Source organism: Rhodococcus (subgen. Prescottella) equi (genome assembly GCF_003013675.1).
In the GTDB taxonomy this organism is placed as follows: Bacteria; Actinomycetota; Actinomycetes; order Mycobacteriales; family Mycobacteriaceae; genus Prescottella; species Prescottella equi.
Window position 1 is genome coordinate 3,334,210 of record NZ_CP027793.1, and the last position, 19,017, is coordinate 3,353,226.

The 19,017-nt window shown below is 69.9% G+C and carries 18 protein-coding genes; 7 read left to right on the top strand and 11 right to left on the bottom strand.

From position 1 onward, the window contains the following. Positions 1–46: 46 nt before the first annotated feature. The 11 genes from holA to C7H75_RS15645 all read right to left on the bottom strand — a co-directional run bounded on the left by holA (position 47) and on the right by C7H75_RS15645 (position 11,587). A complete protein-coding gene (holA, locus tag C7H75_RS15595) occupies positions 47–1,024 on the bottom strand; it encodes a DNA polymerase III subunit delta (protein ID WP_005512287.1) in 978 nt (325 codons plus the stop codon). Then, positions 1,021–3,399: a ComEC/Rec2 family competence protein gene (locus C7H75_RS15600; protein WP_106851560.1), complete on the bottom strand. Its 2,379-nt coding sequence runs from the start codon at positions 3,397–3,399 to the stop codon at positions 1,021–1,023. The genes holA and C7H75_RS15600 overlap by 4 nt, the downstream gene beginning before the upstream one ends. Then, the gene (locus C7H75_RS15605) at positions 3,396–4,271 is read right to left on the bottom strand and encodes a ComEA family DNA-binding protein (RefSeq protein WP_013416489.1); all 876 of its coding nucleotides are present in this window, start codon (positions 4,269–4,271) and stop codon (positions 3,396–3,398) included. Before C7H75_RS15605 ends, C7H75_RS15600 begins: the two co-directional genes overlap by 4 nt. 68 nt (positions 4,272–4,339) lie before the next feature. Beyond that, positions 4,340–5,218 carry a DegV family protein gene (locus C7H75_RS15610; protein WP_069856543.1) on the bottom strand — a complete coding sequence of 293 codons (879 nt, stop codon included), beginning with the start codon at positions 5,216–5,218 and terminating at the stop codon, positions 4,340–4,342. Positions 5,219–5,222: 4 nt separating this feature from the next. After that, positions 5,223–5,978, bottom strand: a complete 756-nt coding sequence (gene octT / locus C7H75_RS15615) for a diglucosylglycerate octanoyltransferase (RefSeq protein WP_064078097.1) — start codon at positions 5,976–5,978, stop codon at positions 5,223–5,225. 40 nt (positions 5,979–6,018) lie between these two features. Continuing rightward, positions 6,019–6,750, bottom strand: a complete 732-nt coding sequence (locus tag C7H75_RS15620) for a histidine phosphatase family protein (RefSeq protein ID WP_022596732.1) — start codon at positions 6,748–6,750, stop codon at positions 6,019–6,021. After that, complete coding sequence (gene rsfS / locus C7H75_RS15625) at positions 6,747–7,163, bottom strand: ribosome silencing factor (protein WP_005512281.1); 417 nt, start codon at positions 7,161–7,163, stop codon at positions 6,747–6,749. The genes C7H75_RS15620 and rsfS overlap by 4 nt, the downstream gene beginning before the upstream one ends. Then, positions 7,164–7,859, bottom strand: coding sequence for a nicotinate-nucleotide adenylyltransferase (gene nadD, locus C7H75_RS15630; protein ID WP_022596734.1), 696 nt, complete (start codon positions 7,857–7,859; stop codon positions 7,164–7,166). An 81-nt stretch (positions 7,860–7,940) separates the two neighbouring features. Next, positions 7,941–9,389: a vWA domain-containing protein gene (locus C7H75_RS15635; RefSeq protein ID WP_106851561.1), complete on the bottom strand. Its 1,449-nt coding sequence runs from the start codon at positions 9,387–9,389 to the stop codon at positions 7,941–7,943. Between the two features lie 13 nt (positions 9,390–9,402). Next, complete coding sequence (locus C7H75_RS15640) at positions 9,403–10,284, bottom strand: AAA family ATPase (protein WP_005512277.1); 882 nt, start codon at positions 10,282–10,284, stop codon at positions 9,403–9,405. A 19-nt stretch (positions 10,285–10,303) separates the two neighbouring features. Beyond that, positions 10,304–11,587, bottom strand: a complete 1,284-nt coding sequence (locus C7H75_RS15645; protein WP_005512276.1) for a glutamate-5-semialdehyde dehydrogenase — start codon at positions 11,585–11,587, stop codon at positions 10,304–10,306. Positions 11,588–11,631: 44 nt separating this feature from the next. Here C7H75_RS15645 and C7H75_RS15650 point away from each other — a divergent pair, with 44 nt between their 5' ends. The 7 genes from C7H75_RS15650 (at position 11,632) to C7H75_RS15680 (ending at position 19,015) form a co-directional block, all read left to right on the top strand. Continuing rightward, a complete protein-coding gene (locus C7H75_RS15650) occupies positions 11,632–13,044 on the top strand; it encodes an amino acid permease (RefSeq protein ID WP_013416494.1) in 1,413 nt (470 codons plus the stop codon). A gap of 39 nt (positions 13,045–13,083) precedes the next feature. Then, positions 13,084–13,956 (top strand): ribokinase, encoded by an 873-nt coding sequence (locus C7H75_RS15655; RefSeq protein ID WP_084869528.1) that lies wholly within the window; start codon positions 13,084–13,086, stop codon positions 13,954–13,956. A gap of 49 nt (positions 13,957–14,005) precedes the next feature. Then, the gene (locus tag C7H75_RS15660) at positions 14,006–14,461 is read left to right on the top strand and encodes an acetyltransferase (RefSeq protein WP_372439996.1); all 456 of its coding nucleotides are present in this window, start codon (positions 14,006–14,008) and stop codon (positions 14,459–14,461) included. Positions 14,462–14,513: 52 nt separating this feature from the next. Continuing rightward, positions 14,514–16,622, top strand: a complete 2,109-nt coding sequence (locus C7H75_RS15665; RefSeq protein ID WP_106851562.1) for a RecQ family ATP-dependent DNA helicase — start codon at positions 14,514–14,516, stop codon at positions 16,620–16,622. A 132-nt stretch (positions 16,623–16,754) separates the two neighbouring features. Then, on the top strand, positions 16,755–17,282 hold the full coding sequence (gene ectA / locus C7H75_RS15670; RefSeq protein ID WP_037084058.1) for a diaminobutyrate acetyltransferase: 528 nt from the start codon (positions 16,755–16,757) through the stop codon (positions 17,280–17,282). 13 nt (positions 17,283–17,295) lie between these two features. Further along, entirely contained in the window at positions 17,296–18,555 is a 1,260-nt protein-coding gene (ectB, locus tag C7H75_RS15675) for a diaminobutyrate--2-oxoglutarate transaminase (RefSeq protein WP_005512268.1), read from the top strand. Positions 18,556–18,598: 43 nt separating this feature from the next. After that, positions 18,599–19,015 carry an ectoine synthase gene (locus C7H75_RS15680; RefSeq protein WP_005512267.1) on the top strand — a complete coding sequence of 139 codons (417 nt, stop codon included), beginning with the start codon at positions 18,599–18,601 and terminating at the stop codon, positions 19,013–19,015. Positions 19,016–19,017: the final 2 nt, after the last annotated feature.

Consider the following 19,017-nt stretch of genomic DNA (forward strand, 5'->3'; position numbering starts at 1 on the left):
CGACAACCTGCATTCGGTGCGGGCCGAAGGGGCCCGTACCGGTGGTTCAGCGCCCCCCGTGCAGCGCGACGATTCGCTGCACCGCCGCTTCCACCGCGTAGTCGGCGTCGGCTGCTTGTCCCTTGACCTCGGCGTTGAGCCGGGCGACCACCTGCAATGCCTCTCCGATCGAGGCCGGATCCCAGCCGCGGACCTGCGCCTGCGCCTTCTTGATCTTCCACGGCGGCATGCCCAACTCCGACGCCATTCGGAACGGGTCGCCGCGACCGGCCGAGCCCACCCGGGCGATCGTGTGCACCGCGTCGGCGAGGGCGTCGGCGAGCAGCACGTGCGGCACACCCCGGTGCATCGCCCACCGCAGCGACTCCATCGCGCCGCGCCGATCCCCCGCCACCGCCTTGTCGGCGACATCGAATCCGGACACCTCGGCCTTGCCCGAGTAGTAGCGCTGGACGGCGGACGCATCGATCTTGCCGCCGGTATCGGCCACCAACTGAGAGCAGGCGGCGGCGAGCTCACGGAGGTCGGACCCGACGGCCTCGACGACGAGTTCGATCACTTCCGGCGACACGCGCACGCCCGCCGTGCGGAACTCCCCGCGCACGAAGTCCACTCGCTCGTTCGCCTTGAGCTTGGCGCACTGGTGCACGACGGCGCCGGACTTCTGCAGCACGCCCGCCATCGCCTTTGCGCGACCGCCGCCGGAGTGGAGTACGACCAGCACGACGCCCTCGGGGAGGTCGGCGGCGGCGTCCTGCACCAGCGCGACGGCATCCTTACCCGCCTCGGCGGCGGCTTCGAGGACCACCACCCGGTCCTCCGCGAACAGTGACGGGCTGAGCAGTTCCGCCAGTTCCGGCGCGCTCGCGTCCCCGGCGCGCAGTCGCGAGACGGGCATGTCCTGACCGGCCGACCCGGCAGCCTCCCGCACGGCGGCGATCACCGAGGCGACCGCGCGTTCGACCAGGAACTCTTCGTCACCGAGGACGAGGTGGAGCGAATCGGGCCGCGTTGAGGTGCTCACCGCACGATGTTCCCACGAGAATGCCCGACGACGGCAAGCGCCCCGGACCCCGAGCGCGCCACCGCCACATCGCCGTCCCGGTCGGTGCGCACGGTCACCGCGCCGAGCGCCGCGAGCCGTTGGAGGATACCGGGATTCGGGTGCCCGAAGGTGTTGTCGGCCCCCACGCTCACGAGCGCGACCCGCGGCCGGACCGCGTCGAGGAACTCCGGACTCGTCGTGCGGGACCCGTGGTGCGGGACCTTGAGCACGTCCGCACGCAGTGGGATCTTCGACCGCAGCAGCGCGCGTTGACCGTCCTCCTCCGCGTCGCCGGTGAGCAAGAGGCGGCCCGCCGCCGTCTCCGCCATCAGCACGAGAGATGCGTCGTTGGCGCCGTCCTCCGCGGCCGCCGGTGTCCGGGGTTCCGGGAGCAGCGGCCCCAGCACAGTGATCCGAACGGCGCCCACCGTCAGTTGGCGTCCGGCCGCCAGGCGCACGAGCGGCACGTCCGCGCGCGACGCCGCCGCAGACACGAACCGAAATCCGCCCTCCGGCAGGCTCGCCGGTCCGATCGCCACGGCCCCCACCGACCGCCCGTGCAGGACCGCGTCGAGTCCGCCGTAGTGGTCCGCATGCAGGTGCGTGACGACGAGTAGCGGGATCTCGTCGATGCCCAGCCGCCGCAGGCACCGGTCCATCGGACCCGGCTCCGGACCCGCGTCCACCACCACGGCCCTCCGCCCGCCGGCCGACAGCACCAGCCCGTCGCCTTGCCCGACGTCGCACGCCACCAGGGCCCACCCCGACGCGGGCCAGCCGGGCTGGTGGAATCGCGTCGGAACCCACACGGCCGCGACGCCGACCGCGACCGCCAGCAGCATGCGTCGCGACCACGGGTGGCGCGCGGCCAGGACCGCGACCGCGATCCCGACGGCCACGATCACCGCGCCCCCGAGTCCGTTGCGAACGGCGAGGTTTCCGCCCGGTACCGCCGCCGCGCGGTCCGCGACCTCGAGCAACCACCAGAGCGGGGGCCCGGCGACGCGGACGAGCAGGGCGGCCGCGGGCAGCCACACCACAGCCAGCACCGCCGTCGCCGCACCGACCACGGTGATCGGCGCGACCGCCGGCGCCACCAGCACGTTCGCGACGATCGAGACGATGCTGACCGTGCCCGACATCGCCGCCACCAGCGGCGCGGTCACCACGAACGCTGCGAGTGCGACGGCGCACATCTCGGCGAGCCAGCGCGGCCAGCCCCGTGCCCGCAGCCGCGCCACCAGAGCCGGCGACACGACGACCAGCCCTGCGGTCGCGAACACCGACAGCGCGAATCCGAAATCGACTGCGAGCGAAGGCGACAGCGCCAGCAGGACGACGACGGACGCGGCGAGCGCCGGAATCGCCTGCTTGCGTCGACCGGTCACCAGCGCCAACAGCGCGACGCAGCCCATCGCGGCGGCGCGCAGCACACTCGGCGACGGCCGGGCGATGACGACGAAGGCCACCAGCGCGATCCCCGCCAGCAGCGCACCGGTGCGGGGTCCCAGGCCGACACCGCGGACCACGAGAAGCACCGCACCCAGGACGATGGATACGTTCGCCCCGGACACCGCTGTCAGATGGGTGAGTCCGGCGGCGGTGAACTCGTCCTTGGTCTCCTGCGCGAGCCCCGAGGTGTCGCCGACCACCAGGCCCGGCAACAGACCCGCCTGGTCCGCCGGGAGGGCGGAGCCGGCAGCGGACGCCAGTCGGTCGCGGACCACGCCGGCCCACCTCTGGATGGCCGGCGGCTCGGCGACGTGCTGCGGCGATCCCGTCGCCCGCACCACGGCCACCGTGAGATCGCGGCGCTCGGGCTCGGCGAGCCGGCCCCGCAGGGTCACCCGCTGCCCGGGCAACAGGCCGGCCCACTGCTCTCCCTCGGCGAACACCAGTATCGACCCGCCCGCCCGCAGCACTGTCCGGTCGGTGCGGACCTCCTGTAGCGAGGCGCGCAGCATCAGCTGACGCTCCCCTCCGAAACTCTTGCCGCGCAGCATCTTCGGGTCGTCGTCGAGTTCGACTACGAGCGTCGCGGAGCCGCCGCCCGCCGTCAACGCGGCCAGGGGGTGTGTCTCGACGGCGTGCGCTCGCACGGCGACGGCCGCGGCGAAGCCCGCACCGAGCAGTGCCGCCGCGACCACCCCCACGCCGATCCCCAGCACAACCGACGGGCCGGCGCGACGCCGTCTCCACACGAGAAGCGCGAGCACCGCTCCCACCGCGGCCGACACGACCGCCGACACGGCGGCCGGCCGCCACCCCGCCAGCAACCCGACCAGGGTTGCACCCCAGCATGCGGCCGCCGACGGGACCAGACGCAGATCGAACGGGTGGTCCCGCTCGCTCACAACGTCACCAGGTCGCGTAGCTTCGCCAGTCGCGCGGGTCCGATGCCGTCGACCTCGCCCAACTGCTCGACATCGGTGAACTTGCCGTTGCTCTGCCGCCACGACACGATTGCCGCCGCGGTGACCGGCCCGACACCGGGCAGCGCGTCGAGCTCCCCCTCGCCCGCGGTGTTCAGGTTCACCTTCCCGGCGGCCTTCCCGCCACCGCCGGCTGCGCTCCCCGGCGCCGCACCGGGGCCGACGCGGGCACTGCCGACGGTGGTGGGACCGCCGTCCGGCGGCATCGCCCCGACCAGGATCTGGTCGCCGTCGTCGACCCGTTCGGCCATGTTCAACCCCAGGACGTCCGCGCCGGGGCGTGGCCCGCCCGCGGCGGCGAGCGCGTCGGCGACCCTGGATCCGGGCGGAAGCCGAACCAGCCCGGCCTGATTGACGAGACCGACCACGCTCACGACCAGTTGCGCGTCCCCGACGGGTTCCGCCTCGACCGCCGGCGCCGGCAGGCCGGCGTCCTCGTCGCCGACGGCCTCCGGCTCGCGCACCTCGACGACCGGCAACGGTGGAACCGCCTGCGCGGTGGGACGATCCCGCCACACCGCCACACCCGCAACTCCGGCGGCGATCAGCCCTGCGAGGACGAGGACCGCTGCGCCCCGGCGGCCGAGGGCCAGGCGCGACCGCGGTGAGAAGCTCGTGGGCTCGTCCTGCTCCGGCGCATCGCCGCGTTCGAACAGCCAGCCGGGAGCCCGTTCGTCGGCGGCGTCGAACGCGGAGCCGTCGCTGTGGGACTCGGCCGCGGTCCGCGGCACCGCCGTCTCGGACGCCGTCACCAGTCGACTGCGCACCGTCGCTCGATCCTGATCGCTACCCATGGGGAGAAGCTAGAACCCGTATCCGGCAGGACAGCGGCCGAATCAGCCGACGAAAAGAAACCTGTGGATCAACGATCAGCTGTGGATGACGGGCTCGAATCGCCCTCCGCTGCAGGTAGATCTGCCCCGCCCGGGCACACCACCACACCGACCGCACCCGGACCGACGTGCGCGCCGAGGACCGCACCGATCTCCGTGACGACGACCTCGCTCAGATCGGCAATCCGATCCTTCAGCTGCGCCACCACGTCCTCGGCCCGTTCGGCGGCATGGGAATGGTGCACGGCGACCGCGGCCGAACCCTCCCCTGCCTCCATCACGGCGGCGTCGACGAGTTTGGCGAGCGCCTTGCTCGACGTCCGGGTCTTCTCGCGGAGGACCAGTTTGCCGTCGACGACGTGCAGGACCGGCTTCATCGCGAGCGCCGTACCGAGCAGAGCCGCGGCCGTGCCGATCCGTCCGCCTCGACGCAGGTGCTCGAGACGGTCGACGACGATGAACGTCCGCCCCCGCGCCGCCACCTCCACGGCACGCTGGTAGACCACCTTGAGGTTGCCCCCGGCGCGTGCCACCCGGGCGGCCGCCAGCGCCGGGAACCCGAGGCCCATTCCCGTCGACTCCGAATCGACGATGCGCACCTTCTCGCCGAGCTTCTGTGCGGCCTGCCGGCCTGCCTCCCAGGTGCCGGAGAGACCGCGCGAGATGTGCACCGCGACCACGCCGTCGCCGCCGCTCTGTTCGAGCGCCGCCGCGTACGCATCGGTGAGCTCCCCGGGCGACGCACCGGACGTCGTCACCCCGGACAGGTCGTCCGGAACCGGGTCGACGCCGTCCAGGAGATCGCGGCCGCCGCTGAGCAGATGCAGCGGGACCACCCGGATGCCGAAGCGATCGACCAGTTCGGGCGACAGACAGGCCGACGAATCGGTCACGACGACGACGGGCACGGCGCTACTCCGCTCCGGATTCGGTGGACGGCACCGGACGTCGGACGTTCTTGATCGCGTCGATCATCGCCGCGGCCACCTCCTCGTGGGCGTCCCAGCCCCAGTGGATACCGTCCGGGTTGGCGTGGTCGGAGAAGACGTTGTCGCGCACGGCGGCCGCCAGATCGACCATCGGCACCCCCTTCTGCGCGGACCACGTCTCGAGGGCCCGCACCGCGGGTTCCCGTCCGGCGTGCACCCGACCGTACGCGTCGCAGCGATGCACCGACGGATAGGTGCCGATCACCGGGAGGTCCGGCCGGATCGCAGCGAGCGCGTCCCGGCAGCTCTCGAGATATTCGACCGACAGCCGCGGCGGCAGAGCGACGGGTCGGCCCAACTTCGACAGCCGCGGCTGCAGCCACTGGTAGCCGGTGCGGACGACCCGTCGCAGCGCTGGCGGACGGATGTAACGCAACTGCTCACGTAGTGCCGTCGGCAGCGGCGACGGCAGGGAATCCATGCCGCCGACCGCGAACACCACGGTCCCGGCCTGTGGTACCGCGGCCCACACCCGCGGGTCCTGCGTGATCGCCCACCAGGCGTCACGACTGGTCCAGCCGATGCGCGCCACCAACTCGACCCGCCAGCCCAATTCCTTCGCGACCAGGCTCGGCCAGATCCTCGGGTGATCGGCGGGGAGTCCGCCCTTCGGTCCGTAGTAGGCGAGCGAATCCGCGACCACCAGCAGGACCGGCTGCTCCGGCTCGGACGCGGTCACGACGGTGCCGCCGTCAGATGCCGAATCGACGGCGCCGCCGTCAGAGCACGTCGCCGGCGACGTTCGCCGACGCGTTCCACACATCCAATCGCCATACCGGTTCCGTACCCTCCCCGTGTCCGCTGAGCTGCACCCAGCTGGTGTTCCCGAGTCCTCCGAGCACCGGCCAGCGATCGGCCGGAAGGTCGAGCAACCGCGCCGTCAGCGCAGCGATCAGCCCCCCGTGCGCGACGAGCACGAGGGGGCGCTCCGCGCCCTGTGCGCCGTTCCGGTAGTCGGAACTACCAGAAAGGCGCACGGGTGCGTCAGCGCCCACGCCCCAGTTCTCGTGGCGCGCGAGCAGTTCCTGCACCACCGGCAAGCTGCGGGCGGCGACGTCGATCCGGCTCTCCCCGGCAGGCGGCGCCCACTCGGCGTCGGTCCGCCACCGCGCCCGCGCACCCGGCGAGATCTCGTCGACATCGGTGTGGGTGAGCCCCTGCCAGTCGCCGAGATGCGTCTCCCGCAGCCGGCTGTCGGTCTCGACGGACAGCCCGACGTGGTCGCCCAGCGCGAGCGCGGTGTCGTGCGCGCGGCGCAGGTCGGACGAGACGATCGCGAACGGCTGCTTCTCGGCGAGAGCCTGCGCGGCAGACTTCGCCTGCGCCCGCCCCAGATCGGACAGGTCGGTGTCGAGCTGTCCCTGCATCCGGTTGCTCGCGTTGTATTCGGTCTGCCCGTGCCGCAGCAGGATCAGCCGCCTGACCGCGGGCCCGGCTGCGGCCGCCGTCACTGCTCCGACTCCCCCGCCTCGTCGGCCGGCTCGTCGAGCGACAGGCTGCGGGGCTCCACGCCCTCGACGGGGATCACCGGGCAGTCCTTCCACAGCCGGTCCAGCGCGTAGAAATTGCGCTCGTCGGTGTGCTGGATGTGTACGACGATGTCGACGAAGTCGATCAGGGCCCAGCGGCCCTCGCGCGCTCCCTCGCGGCGCACAGGCTTGTGCCCGGCCTCACGCAGCTTGTCCTCGACGTTGTCGACGATCGCGTTGACCTGACGTTCGTTGGCCGCCGACGCGATCACGAAGCAGTCCGTGATCACCAGCTGCTCCGAGACGTCGAGCACCACCACGTCCGAGGCCAACTTCTCGTCGGCCGCCAGTGCCGCGATTCGTGCCATCTCGATGGCGTCGTTCGATGCGCTCACTCAGTGTTCTCCCGGTTCTGCTTGTACTGAAGATTGTGAAGGGTCTGCGGCCGGGTGTCGCGCCGGGACCGGCTCCGACATCGTGACCGCCCCGTCCAGCCGCTCCACCCCGTGCGGTCGGTACAGGTTTCGCTTGCTGATGTACTGCACCACCCCGTCCGGCACGAGGTACCAGACCGGCCGGTGCTCGCTGGCGCGCAGCCGGCACTCGGTGGACGAGATCGCCAGCGCGGGGATCTCGATCAACGTCACCGCATCGCGCGGCAGCCGCTCGAGGTGCGACGAGAGGTGCTCGGTGTGCAGCTCGTAGCCCGGCCGCGAGACGCCGACGAATTTCGCCAGCGCGAACAGCTCCTCCCAGTCCTGCCACGACAGGATGCTCTCGAGTGCGTCGGCACCCGTGATGAAGTAGAGCTCCGCGTCGGGGTGCTGGGCCCGCAGATCCCGCAGGGTGTCCACCGTGTAGGTGATCTTGCTGCGGTCGACGTCGACACGACTCACCGAGAACCTCGGGTTCGACGCCGTCGCGATGACCGTCATGAGGTAGCGGTCCTCGGCCGGACTGACGTCGCGGTCGTCCTTCTGCCACGGCTGTCCCGTGGGCACGAAGATCACCTCGTCGAGAGCGAATCGATCGGCGACCTCACTGGCCGCCACGAGGTGGCCGTGGTGGATCGGATCGAAGGTGCCACCCATCACGCCCAGGCGGCGCCGCGGGGCGATAGCTGTCGGCTGCTGCACGAGGATCCAGCTTACGGGCTGCCGCGGCGCACCCGGTCACACAGGCAGCAAACCGGCGACCACTGCCGCCAATTGCTGCGCGGAGCGGCACTCGTGCATGTCGATCACCTCGTTGTAGACGAGCGCCGCGGAATCGCCGGTCCCCCACTGACCGCGCGGTTCCGGGTTGAGCCAGTGCGCGTGCTTCGCGACGGACACCAGAGCCTCGAGGGCCGGCAGGCCGGGATCGCGATAGTTGTTGCGGGCGTCACCGAGGACGAGCAGAGAACTCCGTCCGGTGAGGGTGTGCGCGTATCGCTCCGCGAACACCCCGAGCGAGTGCCCGTAGTCGGAGTGCCCGTCGTAGGTGATCAGTTCGGCCTCGCGGATCATCCGCGACATCGACACCCCGAGATCGGCCCCGGTGTCGAAGAACCGGGTCACCTCGTCCGTGGTGTCGATGAACGCGAACACCCGCACCCGCGAGAACTGCTCCCGCAGGGCGTGCACCAACAACAGTGTGAAGTGTGAGAAGCCGGCCACCGACCCCGAGACGTCGCACAGCAGCACCAGTTCGGGGCGGGCCGGGCGGGGCTTGCGCTGCACCAGATCGATCGGCACCCCGCCGGTCGACATGGACTTGCGTAGCGTGCGCCGCAGGTCGATCGCGCCCGAGCGAGCCCGGCTGCGTCGTACCGCCAAGCGGCTCGCCAACAACCGGGCCAGCGGGGTGACGCTGCGCCGCAGGGCCACCAGTTCGGAGTCGGATGCCCGCAGGAAGTCGACCTCTTCGGCAAGCTTGGGCACCCCGTAGTTCGCCACCCGCTCCTTGCCGATCCGCTCCGCCGACCGGCGCCGGGTCTCGGACTCCACCATCTTCCGGAAGTCCATGATCCGCTGGACCGCGGCGCGCTTGGCGACCTCGGACGCGTAGTCGCCGCCCGACTTCCCTTCCTGCGGCTGGTTGCCCAGCAGGCCCGACAGGATCTTGTCGAGGAGCGTGTCCGGCGCGACGTTCCGCAGCGCCTGGTACGCCGAGAACGACGGGCCGTTCGTCGACTCGTACCTGCCGATGTCCTCGACCATCTGCGCGACGAGCGCCTCGAGCTGTTCGAGCGCCTCCGGGGAATCGTCCGAGAGGAGTTCGGCGAGCAGTTCCTGCAGCGCGTCGAAGTCGATCTCGCCGTCCGGGGTCCGGGGAATGCTCGGGGCTTCGTCCGCACCCTGACCCCGCAGGCCCACGCCGGCCGGGAACCACAAGTCGAACAGCGCGTCGAACGTGGCCCGATGGGTGTGGCGGCGCAGCAGCGAACACGCGAGTCCCTCGCGCAGCGCCTCCCGATCCAGCAGATCCAGGACGGACATCACCCGGCCGGCGTCGACCGTCTCGGACGGCCCGACCGAGATGCCGCGCCGACGCAGCGCCTCGACGAAGTCGACGAGATGACCGGGGATTCCGTACGGCGCGGGCGGGCCGCCACGACGGTTCGCGGGCGAGGTGACCATCGGTCGGGTCCTCTCAGTTCAGGCGCAGCTCGGCGGCGGCGCGCTGCTGATCGGCGCGGTGCTTGAGCACCACACCCATCGTGGCGCGGACCGCGTCGTCGTCGAGGGTGTCGAGTCCGAGCGCGAGCAGCGTCCGACCCCAGTCGATGGTCTCGGAGACCGACGGCACCTTCTTGAGCTGCATGCCGCGCAGCACGTTGACCGTGCGGACCAGCTGCTCCGCGACGGCCTCGGGCAGTTCGGGCACCCGGCTCGCCAGGATCCGTCGCTCGAGGTCGGCGTCGGGGAAGTCCAGGTGCAGGAACAGGCAGCGCCGCTTGAGCGCCTCGGACAACTCCCGCGTCGCGTTCGAGGTGAGTACCGCGAAAGGCTTTCGGGTGGCGGTGATGGTCCCGAGTTCGGGGATCGTGACGGCGAAGTCGCTGAGCACCTCGAGCAGCAGGCCCTCGATCTCGACGTCGGCCTTGTCCACCTCGTCGATCAACAGCACCGTCGGGTCCTCACGGCGGATCGCGGTCAGCAACGGCCGCGACAGGAGGAACTCCTCCGAGAACACGTCCTGCTTGGTCGCGTCCCAGCTGTGATCGCTGCCGGCTTGAATGCGCAGGATCTGCTTCGCGTGGTTCCACTCGTAGAGCGCGCGGGACTCGTCGACACCCTCGTAACACTGCAGCCGCACCAACTCGGCCGCCGACGTCTGCGCGACGGCCCGCGCCAGCTCGGTCTTACCGACCCCGGCCGGGCCCTCGATGAGCAACGGCTTGCCCAACCGGTCGGCGAGGAACACCGCGGTCGCGGTCGCCTTGTCGGCGAGGTAACCGGTCTCGGCGAGCCGTTCGACGACGTCGTCGACACTCGCGAACAGCGGCGGTGCGGTCGGCAGGGCGCGGTCCACACTCGCTCCTTTCGGGCCGTCAGGCCGGTCGGGTATGACCGTCTCCCCAGACAGTCCACTTGGTCGAGGTGAGCTCGCCCAGACCCATCGGGCCGCGGGCGTGCAGCTTCTGCGTGGAGATCCCGATCTCCGCACCGAACCCGAACTGCTCACCGTCGGTGAAGGCAGTCGAGGCGTTGACCATAACCGCGGCGGCGTCGACACGCGTGGTGAACTCGCGCGCAGCGGACAGATCGGACGTCACGATGGCCTCGGTGTGGCCGGTGCCGTAGTGGTCGATGTGCGCGACGGCCTCGTCGAGACCGTCGACGACCTTGAGGGCGATGTCGAGGGTGAGGTACTCCTCGGACCAGTCGTCCTCGGTGGCGGGGACGAGACCGGGCAGGTCGCCGTGCACGGTGACGCTGTGCTGCTGCAGCGCCTGCAGCAGCTTGGGCACCGCGGTCTCGGCGATCGCCGCGTCGATCAGCAGCGTCTCGGCGGTGTTGCACACGCTGGGCCGGCGGGTCTTGGCGTTGAGGACGATCTTCTCGGCCATCTCGAGATCCGCGGCGGCGTGCACGTAGACGTGGCAGTTGCCGACCCCGGTCTCGATGGTCGGCACCGTGGCGTCACGGACGACCGCGTTGATCAGGCCGGCGCCGCCGCGCGGGATGACGACGTCGACCAGACCACGGGCCTGGATGAGGTGCGTGACACTGGAGCGGTCGGCGCTGGGCAGCAGCTGGACGGCGTCCGCGGGCAATCCCTGCTCGGTGAGCGACTCGCGCAGCACCTGCACCAGCGCGGCGTTGGACTTCGCTGCCGACGACGACCCGCGCAGCAGTGCCGCGTTGCCGGACTTGAGCGCCAGCCCGAACGCGTCGACCGTGACGTTGGGGCGGGCCTCGTACACCATGCCCACCACGCCGAGCGGAACGCGCACCTGTCGGATCTCGAGGCCGTTCGGGAGCGTCGAACCGCGGACGATCTCGCCGACCGGGTCGGCCAGGCCGGCCACCTGACGCAGACCCGACGCGATGCCTTCGACACGCGCGGCCGTCAGACGGAGTCGGTCGAGGAGAGAGTCCTCGGTGCCGGCCGCGCGGGCGGTCTCGATGTCCTCGGCGTTCGCGGCGAGCACGGCGTCGGTCGCGGCGACGACCGCGTCCGCCGCCGCCTGCAGGGCGGCGTCCTTCTGCGCGGTGGTGAGCAGCGCCAGCGCGCGAGACGCGACACGCGCGCGCCGGGCCGCGTCGTGGACCTCCTGGCGGGTGTCCCCGGAGTCGGTGGCGGCCGGTGAAGTGTGCGTCGCGGCAGTCATCTCTACAGATTAGCGAGCGCCGCGGGCGCATAATCGTTCTGCCCATGCGCCGACTGCATAAGGAAAAGTCAGTGTCACAACACGAGACGATCCACCAAGCACCGTCAGAGGGATACAGTCGCGGACTCAACGCCCGCACCGTGCAGATGATCGCGCTCGGCGGCGCGATCGGGACGGGCCTGTTCTACGGCGCCGGCGGCGCGATCGAGGAGGCCGGGCCGTCGCTCATCCTCGCGTATCTCGCGGCCGGCCTGGCGATCTTCGTCATCATGCGGGCGCTCGGCGAACTGCTGACGTACCGGCCGATCTCCGGCAGCTTCGCCGAGTACGCCGAGGAGTTCCTGGGGCGGTTCTTCGGGTTCGCCACCGGGTGGGCGTACTGGGCGGTGTGGGCGGCCACGTGCATGGCCGAGATCACGGTCGCCGGCAAGTACGTCGAGTACTGGTGGCCGAGTGTCCCGACGTGGCTGACCGCGCTCGTGGTCCTGCTCGTGCTGTTCAGCGCCAACCTCATCTCGGTGAAACTCTTCGGCGAGGCCGAGTTCTGGTTCTCGGCCATCAAGATCACCGCCATTCTGGGGATGATCCTCATCGGGATCGGCGTCCTCACTCTCGGATTCGGTCACGCCACCAATCCGACGGTGACGAACCTGTGGGCGGACGGCGGCGTCTTCCCCAACGGGTTCGGCAGCGCGCTGATGAGCCTGCAGGTGGTCATGTTCGCGTACGTCGGCGTCGAACTCGTCGGCGTCACGGCCGGCGAGGCCAAGGATCCCAAGCAGACCCTGCGCAAGGCGATCAACACGCTGCCGTTCCGCATCGGCCTGTTCTACGTCGGCTCGCTGATCGTCATCCTCTCGGTCGCGAGCTGGCAGGACTTCCACGCCGGTAAGAGTCCGTTCGTCGAGGTGCTCGAACAGATCGGCATCCCCGCCGCCGCCGGCATCATGAATTTCGTCCTGCTCACCGCGGCGCTGTCGTCGTGCAACTCCGGCATCTACTCCACCGGCCGGATGCTGCGCAGCCTGTCGCTGCGCCGTGAGGCACCCGAGGTGCTGGGCAGGTTGAGCAGTCGGCACGTGCCGTACGCGGGTATCACCATGTCGGCCGGAGCGATGATCATCGGCGTCGTCGTCAACATCCTGTCCCCGGACCGCGCGTTCGTCTACATCACCTCGGTGTCGACGATCGGGATCATCTTCGTGTGGGGTGTGATCCTCGCGTGTCATCTGCGCTACCGCCGCTTCGTCAATCGCGGCGCGCTACCGGCGTCGGACTACCGGCTGCCCGGCGCGCCGTACACCAACTGGATCGCGCTGACGTTCCTGGCATTCGTCGTAGTACTGCTGTTCTTCACCGATGCGGGCCGGATCGCCCTCGCGGTCGGCGCGGTGTTCGGCGTGCTCGTCGGCGCGGGCTACTTCACCCTGCTCGGACGCGCCTCGTCGCGGTACTGACCCGGCCGGTCTCCCGCGTGGGGCGACTAGCCTCGGCACATGGAGCAGAACACCGTGGTCGTCGTCGGCAGCATCAACATGGACCTGGTGGCGCGGGCTGCACGGATGCCCGCCCCGGGCGAGACGGTCCTCGGCACCTCGTTCGCGACGACACCGGGCGGCAAGGGATCCAACCAGGCGATCGCCGCGGCGAAGGCCGGAGCGGACGTCGCCTTCGTGGGCGCGGTGGGCGACGACACGTTCGCGCTCGAACTGCGCCAGACACTCGTGGACGCGGAAGTGGACGCCGAACGGCTGCGGGAGGTGCCCGGCCCCAGCGGCGTCGCCGCGATCACTGTCGACAGCTCCGGCCAGAACTCGATCATCGTGGTGCCCGGCGCCAACTCCCGGGTCGTGGACCTCACACACGACGAGCTGGCGGCAATCGCCGACGCCGACGTCCTGCTGTGCCAGTTGGAGATCCCTCTCGACACCGTGACCGCGGCCGCCCGGCACGCCGCCGCACACGGGACCGTCGTGATCCTCAATCCCTCTCCGGCGCAGCCACTGCCCGACGGCCTCGTCGATGCGGTGGACGTCCTCGTCGTGAACGAAACCGAGGAGCGGCAACTCGGCGAGGACGCCCTCACCCGGGTGCAGCACGTGGTCACGACTCTCGGCGCCGACGGCGCGCGCTACCGCGGACCCGGCGGCGAGCAACTCCGGGTCGCCGCCCCCTCGGTCGACGCGGTCGACACCACCGGCGCGGGTGACGCGTTCGCGGGAGCGCTGGCATCGGCGTGGAGCCGCGGCCCGCTCGCGGCGCTGACGTTCGCCTGTGCGGCGGGCGCGCTCACCGCGACCCGTCCCGGCGCCAGTGCGGCGTCGCCGACGCGCGCCGAGATCGAGGAAATCTCGGCCGCGGACGCTTGACGTGGAAATCGGGTTGGCACCCGCGGTCGGGGCCCGTACGGTTCACCGGGTGATCTCTGCCGATCCGGTCCTGCGGCCGTGTACGAGTCCGACGGAGTGGCCGGCCCTGGTCCGCATCTGGCGGAGCGCGGTCGAGGCAACCCACGATTTCCTCACCCCCGAGGACGTCGCGTTCTTCGAGTCCCGGATGACCAGTGACTACCTCCCGGCGGTCGAAGTCACAGTGGCAGACGTCGACGGGGTGCCTGCGGGTTTCTCCGGACTCGCCGGCAACTCCCTCGAGATGCTCTTCGTCGACGACGCGCATCGCGGACGCGGAATCGGCTCCGCGCTGCTCGACCGCGCGCTCGCGGGTCATCCGGACCTGGTACTGGACGTCAACGAACAGAATCCTCAGGCCGTCGGGTTCTACGAACGCCACGGCTTCGTCACGCTCGGCCGCTCGGAGACCGACGCCGACGGTCGCCCGTTCCCGATCCTGCACATGGCGCGTTCCACCTACTGACCCGAGCCACCGTGACACCGGACCTGTCGGCGTCCTCGGGCACGATGGACGCATGACGACCGCGACCAGCACCGAGTCCGCCGCCGATCTCCGCGACGAGGCCGAACGGTTGCTCCGGGAGCTCGCCGGCCCGGACGCCCGGCTCCGGGAGGACCAGTGGACGGCGATCGAAGCCCTGGTGGTCGGCCGACGGCGCGCGCTCGTGGTGCAGCGCACCGGCTGGGGCAAGTCGGCGGTCTACTTCATCGCCGCGAAGCTGCTGCGGGCACACGGGCACGGCCCGACCGTCATCGTCTCCCCGCTGCTGGCCCTGATGCGCAACCAGGTCGCCTCTGCCGAACGGGCCGGTGTGCGGGCGGCGACGATCAACTCGGGCAACGTCACCGAGTGGGACGAGATCCACGAACGGGTGGCCGCCCGCGAACTCGATGTACTGCTGGTCAGCCCCGAGAGACTCAACAACCCCGACTTCCGCGACCAGGTGCTGCCGTCCCTCGCCGCGGATGCCGGCCTCGTCGTGGTCGACGAGGCCCATTGCGTCTCGGACTGGGGCCACGACTTCCGGCCGGACTACCGCCGCATCCGGACCCTGGTCGAGGAACTCGGCGAGGGCATCCCGGTCCTGGCCACGACGGCCACCGCGAACGACCGCGTTGTCACCGACGTCGCCGCGCAACTCGGAGTGGGCGGCGCCGAGACTCTGGTGCTGCGGGGCACCCTCGAACGCGACTCGCTGCGCATGTCGGTCGTCCGCATTCCGGAGGCCATCCAGCGCGCGGCGTGGCTGGCCGAGCACCTCGACGAGCTCCCCGGGTCCGGCATCATCTACACGCTCACCGTCTCCGCTGCCCGCGACCTGGCGAGTCTGCTGGCCGACCGCGGTCACCAGGTCGCCGCGTACACCGGGCAGACCGACGCCGCCGAGCGGGAGGTGCTCGAGAACGACCTGCTGAACAACCGGGTCAAGGCACTGGTCGCGACGTCGGCGTTGGGCATGGGATTCGACAAGCCCGATCTGGGGTTCGTCGTGCATCTCGGCGCCCCGTCGTCGCCCATCTCGTACTACCAGCAGGTGGGCCGAGCCGGGCGTTCCACCGACAGCGCCGAGGTGGTGCTGCTGCCCGGGCACGAGGACCAGCAGATCTGGAGCTACTTCGCGTCGGTGTCGTTCCCGCGTGAGCACATCGTGCGCAAGGTCATCGACGTCCTCGACACCGATCGCCCGCAGTCGACGATGGCCCTCGAGCCGCTCGTGGAACTGAACCGGACGCGACTCGACCTCGTTCTCAAGGTGCTCGACGTCGACGGAGCGGTACGCCGCGTCCGCGGCGGCTGGGTGGCCACCGGGCAGCCCTGGACGTACGACGCCGAACGCTACGGACGACTGGACGCCGCCCGGCAGGCCGAGCAGCAAGCGATGCTCGAGTACGAGCGCACCGACGAGTGCCGCATGACGTTCCTGCGCCGACAGCTCGACGATCCGGGACTGGCCGCGGCCGGTGACTGCGGCCGTTGCGACAACTGTGCCGGTCCGAAGTACAGCCCCGACGTGAGCGACACCACGCTCGCCGACACCCGGCAGCGTCTGCAGCGCCCCGGCATCGACCTCGCGCCGCGCAAGCAGTGGCCCACCGGGATGGCCAAGCTCGGAATCAACCTGTCCGGCAAGATCTCCGACGGCCCGGAGCCGGGCCGCGTACTCGGCCGACTGTCCGACCTGGGATGGGGTCAGCGCCTGCGAGGCCTGCTGGACGGCCCGGACGGGCCGGTACCGGACGCGATCGTCGACGCCTGCATCAAGGTCCTCGCGGCCTGGGACTGGGCCGAACGTCCGGGCGCGGTGATGGGTCTGGAATCGTCGACGCATCCGATCCTGGTGCGGTCGCTCACCACGCGACTGGCCGAGGTGGGCAGACTCGAGGATCTGGGTGTGCTGCACGTGCGGCCCGAGCTTGCGCCGGTCTCGGCGGCCAATTCGGCGTACCGTGTCGCGGGACTCGACGGACGGTGGGAGGCCCCGGACCTGTCCGGTGTCGCCCGCCCGGTGCTGCTCCTCGACACCGTCACCGACACGGGTTGGACGCTGACGATGGCGGCCCGCACGCTGCGTCGGGCAGGTGCCCCCGCCGTCCTTCCTTTCGCGCTCGCGACCCCCAAGTGATACCGTCTGTGATCAGGGTCACATACACCTTCTCACCTGCACGGCTGTAGGGCCTTCTCTGTCCGATTTCGCTGGTTCCGTGAAATCGAGGCGTCGGGTTGTTACGTTCGAACAACAAGGACGCCAACCACAATGACGCCAACACAGCTGAGAAATACCCCAACCACCGTGCCGGACGCGGTGGAGTTTCGTAAGCCCCAGATCTCAGACGGAGTCCGGCTCTGGGAGATCGCCAAGGATTCACAGGTGCTCGACCTCAATTCGAGTTACTCGTACCTGTTGTGGTGCAGAGATTTTCAGGACACCTCGATCGTCGCGACCGCCGACGACAGGGTCGTAGGATTCGTTACCGGCTATGTGCGCCCCGAGGTGCCGGCCACACTATTCGTCTGGCAGGTCGCCGTGGACGAGGATCAGCGGGGCCGCGGACTGGCCGGACGCATGCTGTCCCACCTGCTCGACCATGTTGCGTTGCAGGGTGTCTGGAAGCTCGAGACCACCATCAGCCCGGACAATGCCGCATCGATTGCGCTGTTCACGTCCGTCGCCCATCGGCGCGGATGTGAGATCACCAAGAGTGAACTGTTCTCCCCCAACGATTTTCCCGACGGGCACGAGGCCGAGGATCTTTTCACGATCTCGCCGCGGAATGCCTCCTGAGGAAGGAGCACCCATGACCACAGTCGAGACCAGCATCTTCGAATCGCTCGAATCCGAGGTGCGGAGCTACAGCCGTAACTGGCCCTCCGTGTTCGAATCCGCGTCCGGTGCGTGGATCCGCGACGAGGGCGGGCGCGAGTACCTGGACTTCTTCGCGGGCGCCGGCGCACTCAACTACGGACACAACAACCCTGTGATGAAGCAGGCGCTCATCGACTACATCGCGAGCGACGGCATCACGCACGGCCTGGACATGTCCACCGTCGCCAAACGGGAGTTCCTGAAGAGCTTCCAGCGCAACATCCTCGAGCCCCGCGGGCTCGACTACAAGGTCCAGTTCCCCGGTCCGACCGGCACCAACTCCGTCGAGGCCGCACTGAAACTCGCCCGCAAGGCCACCGGCCGTGAGTCGATCATCAACTTCACCAACGCTTTCCACGGTATGACGCTGGGCGCGCTGTCGGTGACCGGCAACTCGATGAAGCGTGCGGGTGCCGGTGTTCCGTTGGTGCACGCCACCCCCATGCCGTTCGACAACTACTTCGGCGGAGTCACCGAAGACTTCCAGTGGTTCGAACGCGTGCTCGACGACTCGGGCAGCGGGCTCAACCGTCCCGCCGCGGTGATCGTCGAGACCGTCCAGGGTGAGGGCGGCGTCAACGTCGCACGGCCCGAATGGCTTCGGGCCCTCGCCGACCTGTGCCAGCGGCGCGACATCCTGCTCATCGTGGACGACGTCCAGATGGGCTGCGGCCGAACCGGTCCGTTCTTCTCGTTCGAGGTCGCCGGGATCACCCCGGACATCGTGACCCTGTCGAAGTCGATCGGCGGCTACGGCCTGCCGATGGCGCTCACGCTCTTCAAGCCCGAACTCGACCTCTGGGCACCGGGCGAGCACAACGGCACATTCCGCGGCAACAACCCGGCTTTCGTGACGGCCACCGCGGCCCTCGATCACTACTGGGCCGACGACGCGCTGCAGAAGTCCACGCTCGCGAAGGGTGAGCGAATCAGCCAGATCTTCTCGAACCTGGCCCAGACTTTCGACGGCGTCAGCACCCGCGGCCGCGGCATGGTCCAGGGTCTGGTGTTCGCCGATCCCGGTATGGCCGTCAAGGTGTGCGGAATCGCATTCGACGAGGGGCTGCTCGCCGAGACCTCGGGACCGTCCGACGAGGTGGTCAAGCTGCTGCCGCCGCTGACCATCACCGAGGCCGAACTCGACCACGGACTGAGCATCCTGGCCGAGGCCACCGCCAAGGTCTTCGCCTGACACCCCCGGGCCAACCGGAAACGTAGCGACGAGAGGAGCTTTCATGATCGTTCGCACCACCGACGAGATCACCGACACCGACCGCGACATCACGAGCGAGGACGGAAACTGGCGCAGCAAACGCATCGTGCTCGCCGGCGACGGCGTCGGATTCTCGTTCCACGAGACCACCATTCGCGCGGGATCGGTCAACGAGTTCCACTACGCCAACCACATCGAGGCGGTGTGGTTGATCGAGGGCGACGGCATCCTCACCGACCTCGACAGCGGCGAGGTGTACCAGCTCCGGCCCGGGACGATGTACCTGTTGAACGGGCACGAGCGACACCGGGTGGAACCTGTCACCACGATGCGCATGTTGTGCGTGTTCAACCCTCCGGTCACCGGACGCGAGGTACACGACGAGAACGGTGTCTACCCGCTCGTCACCCTCGACGAGGACGAGCGCGCCGCCTCGTAGAT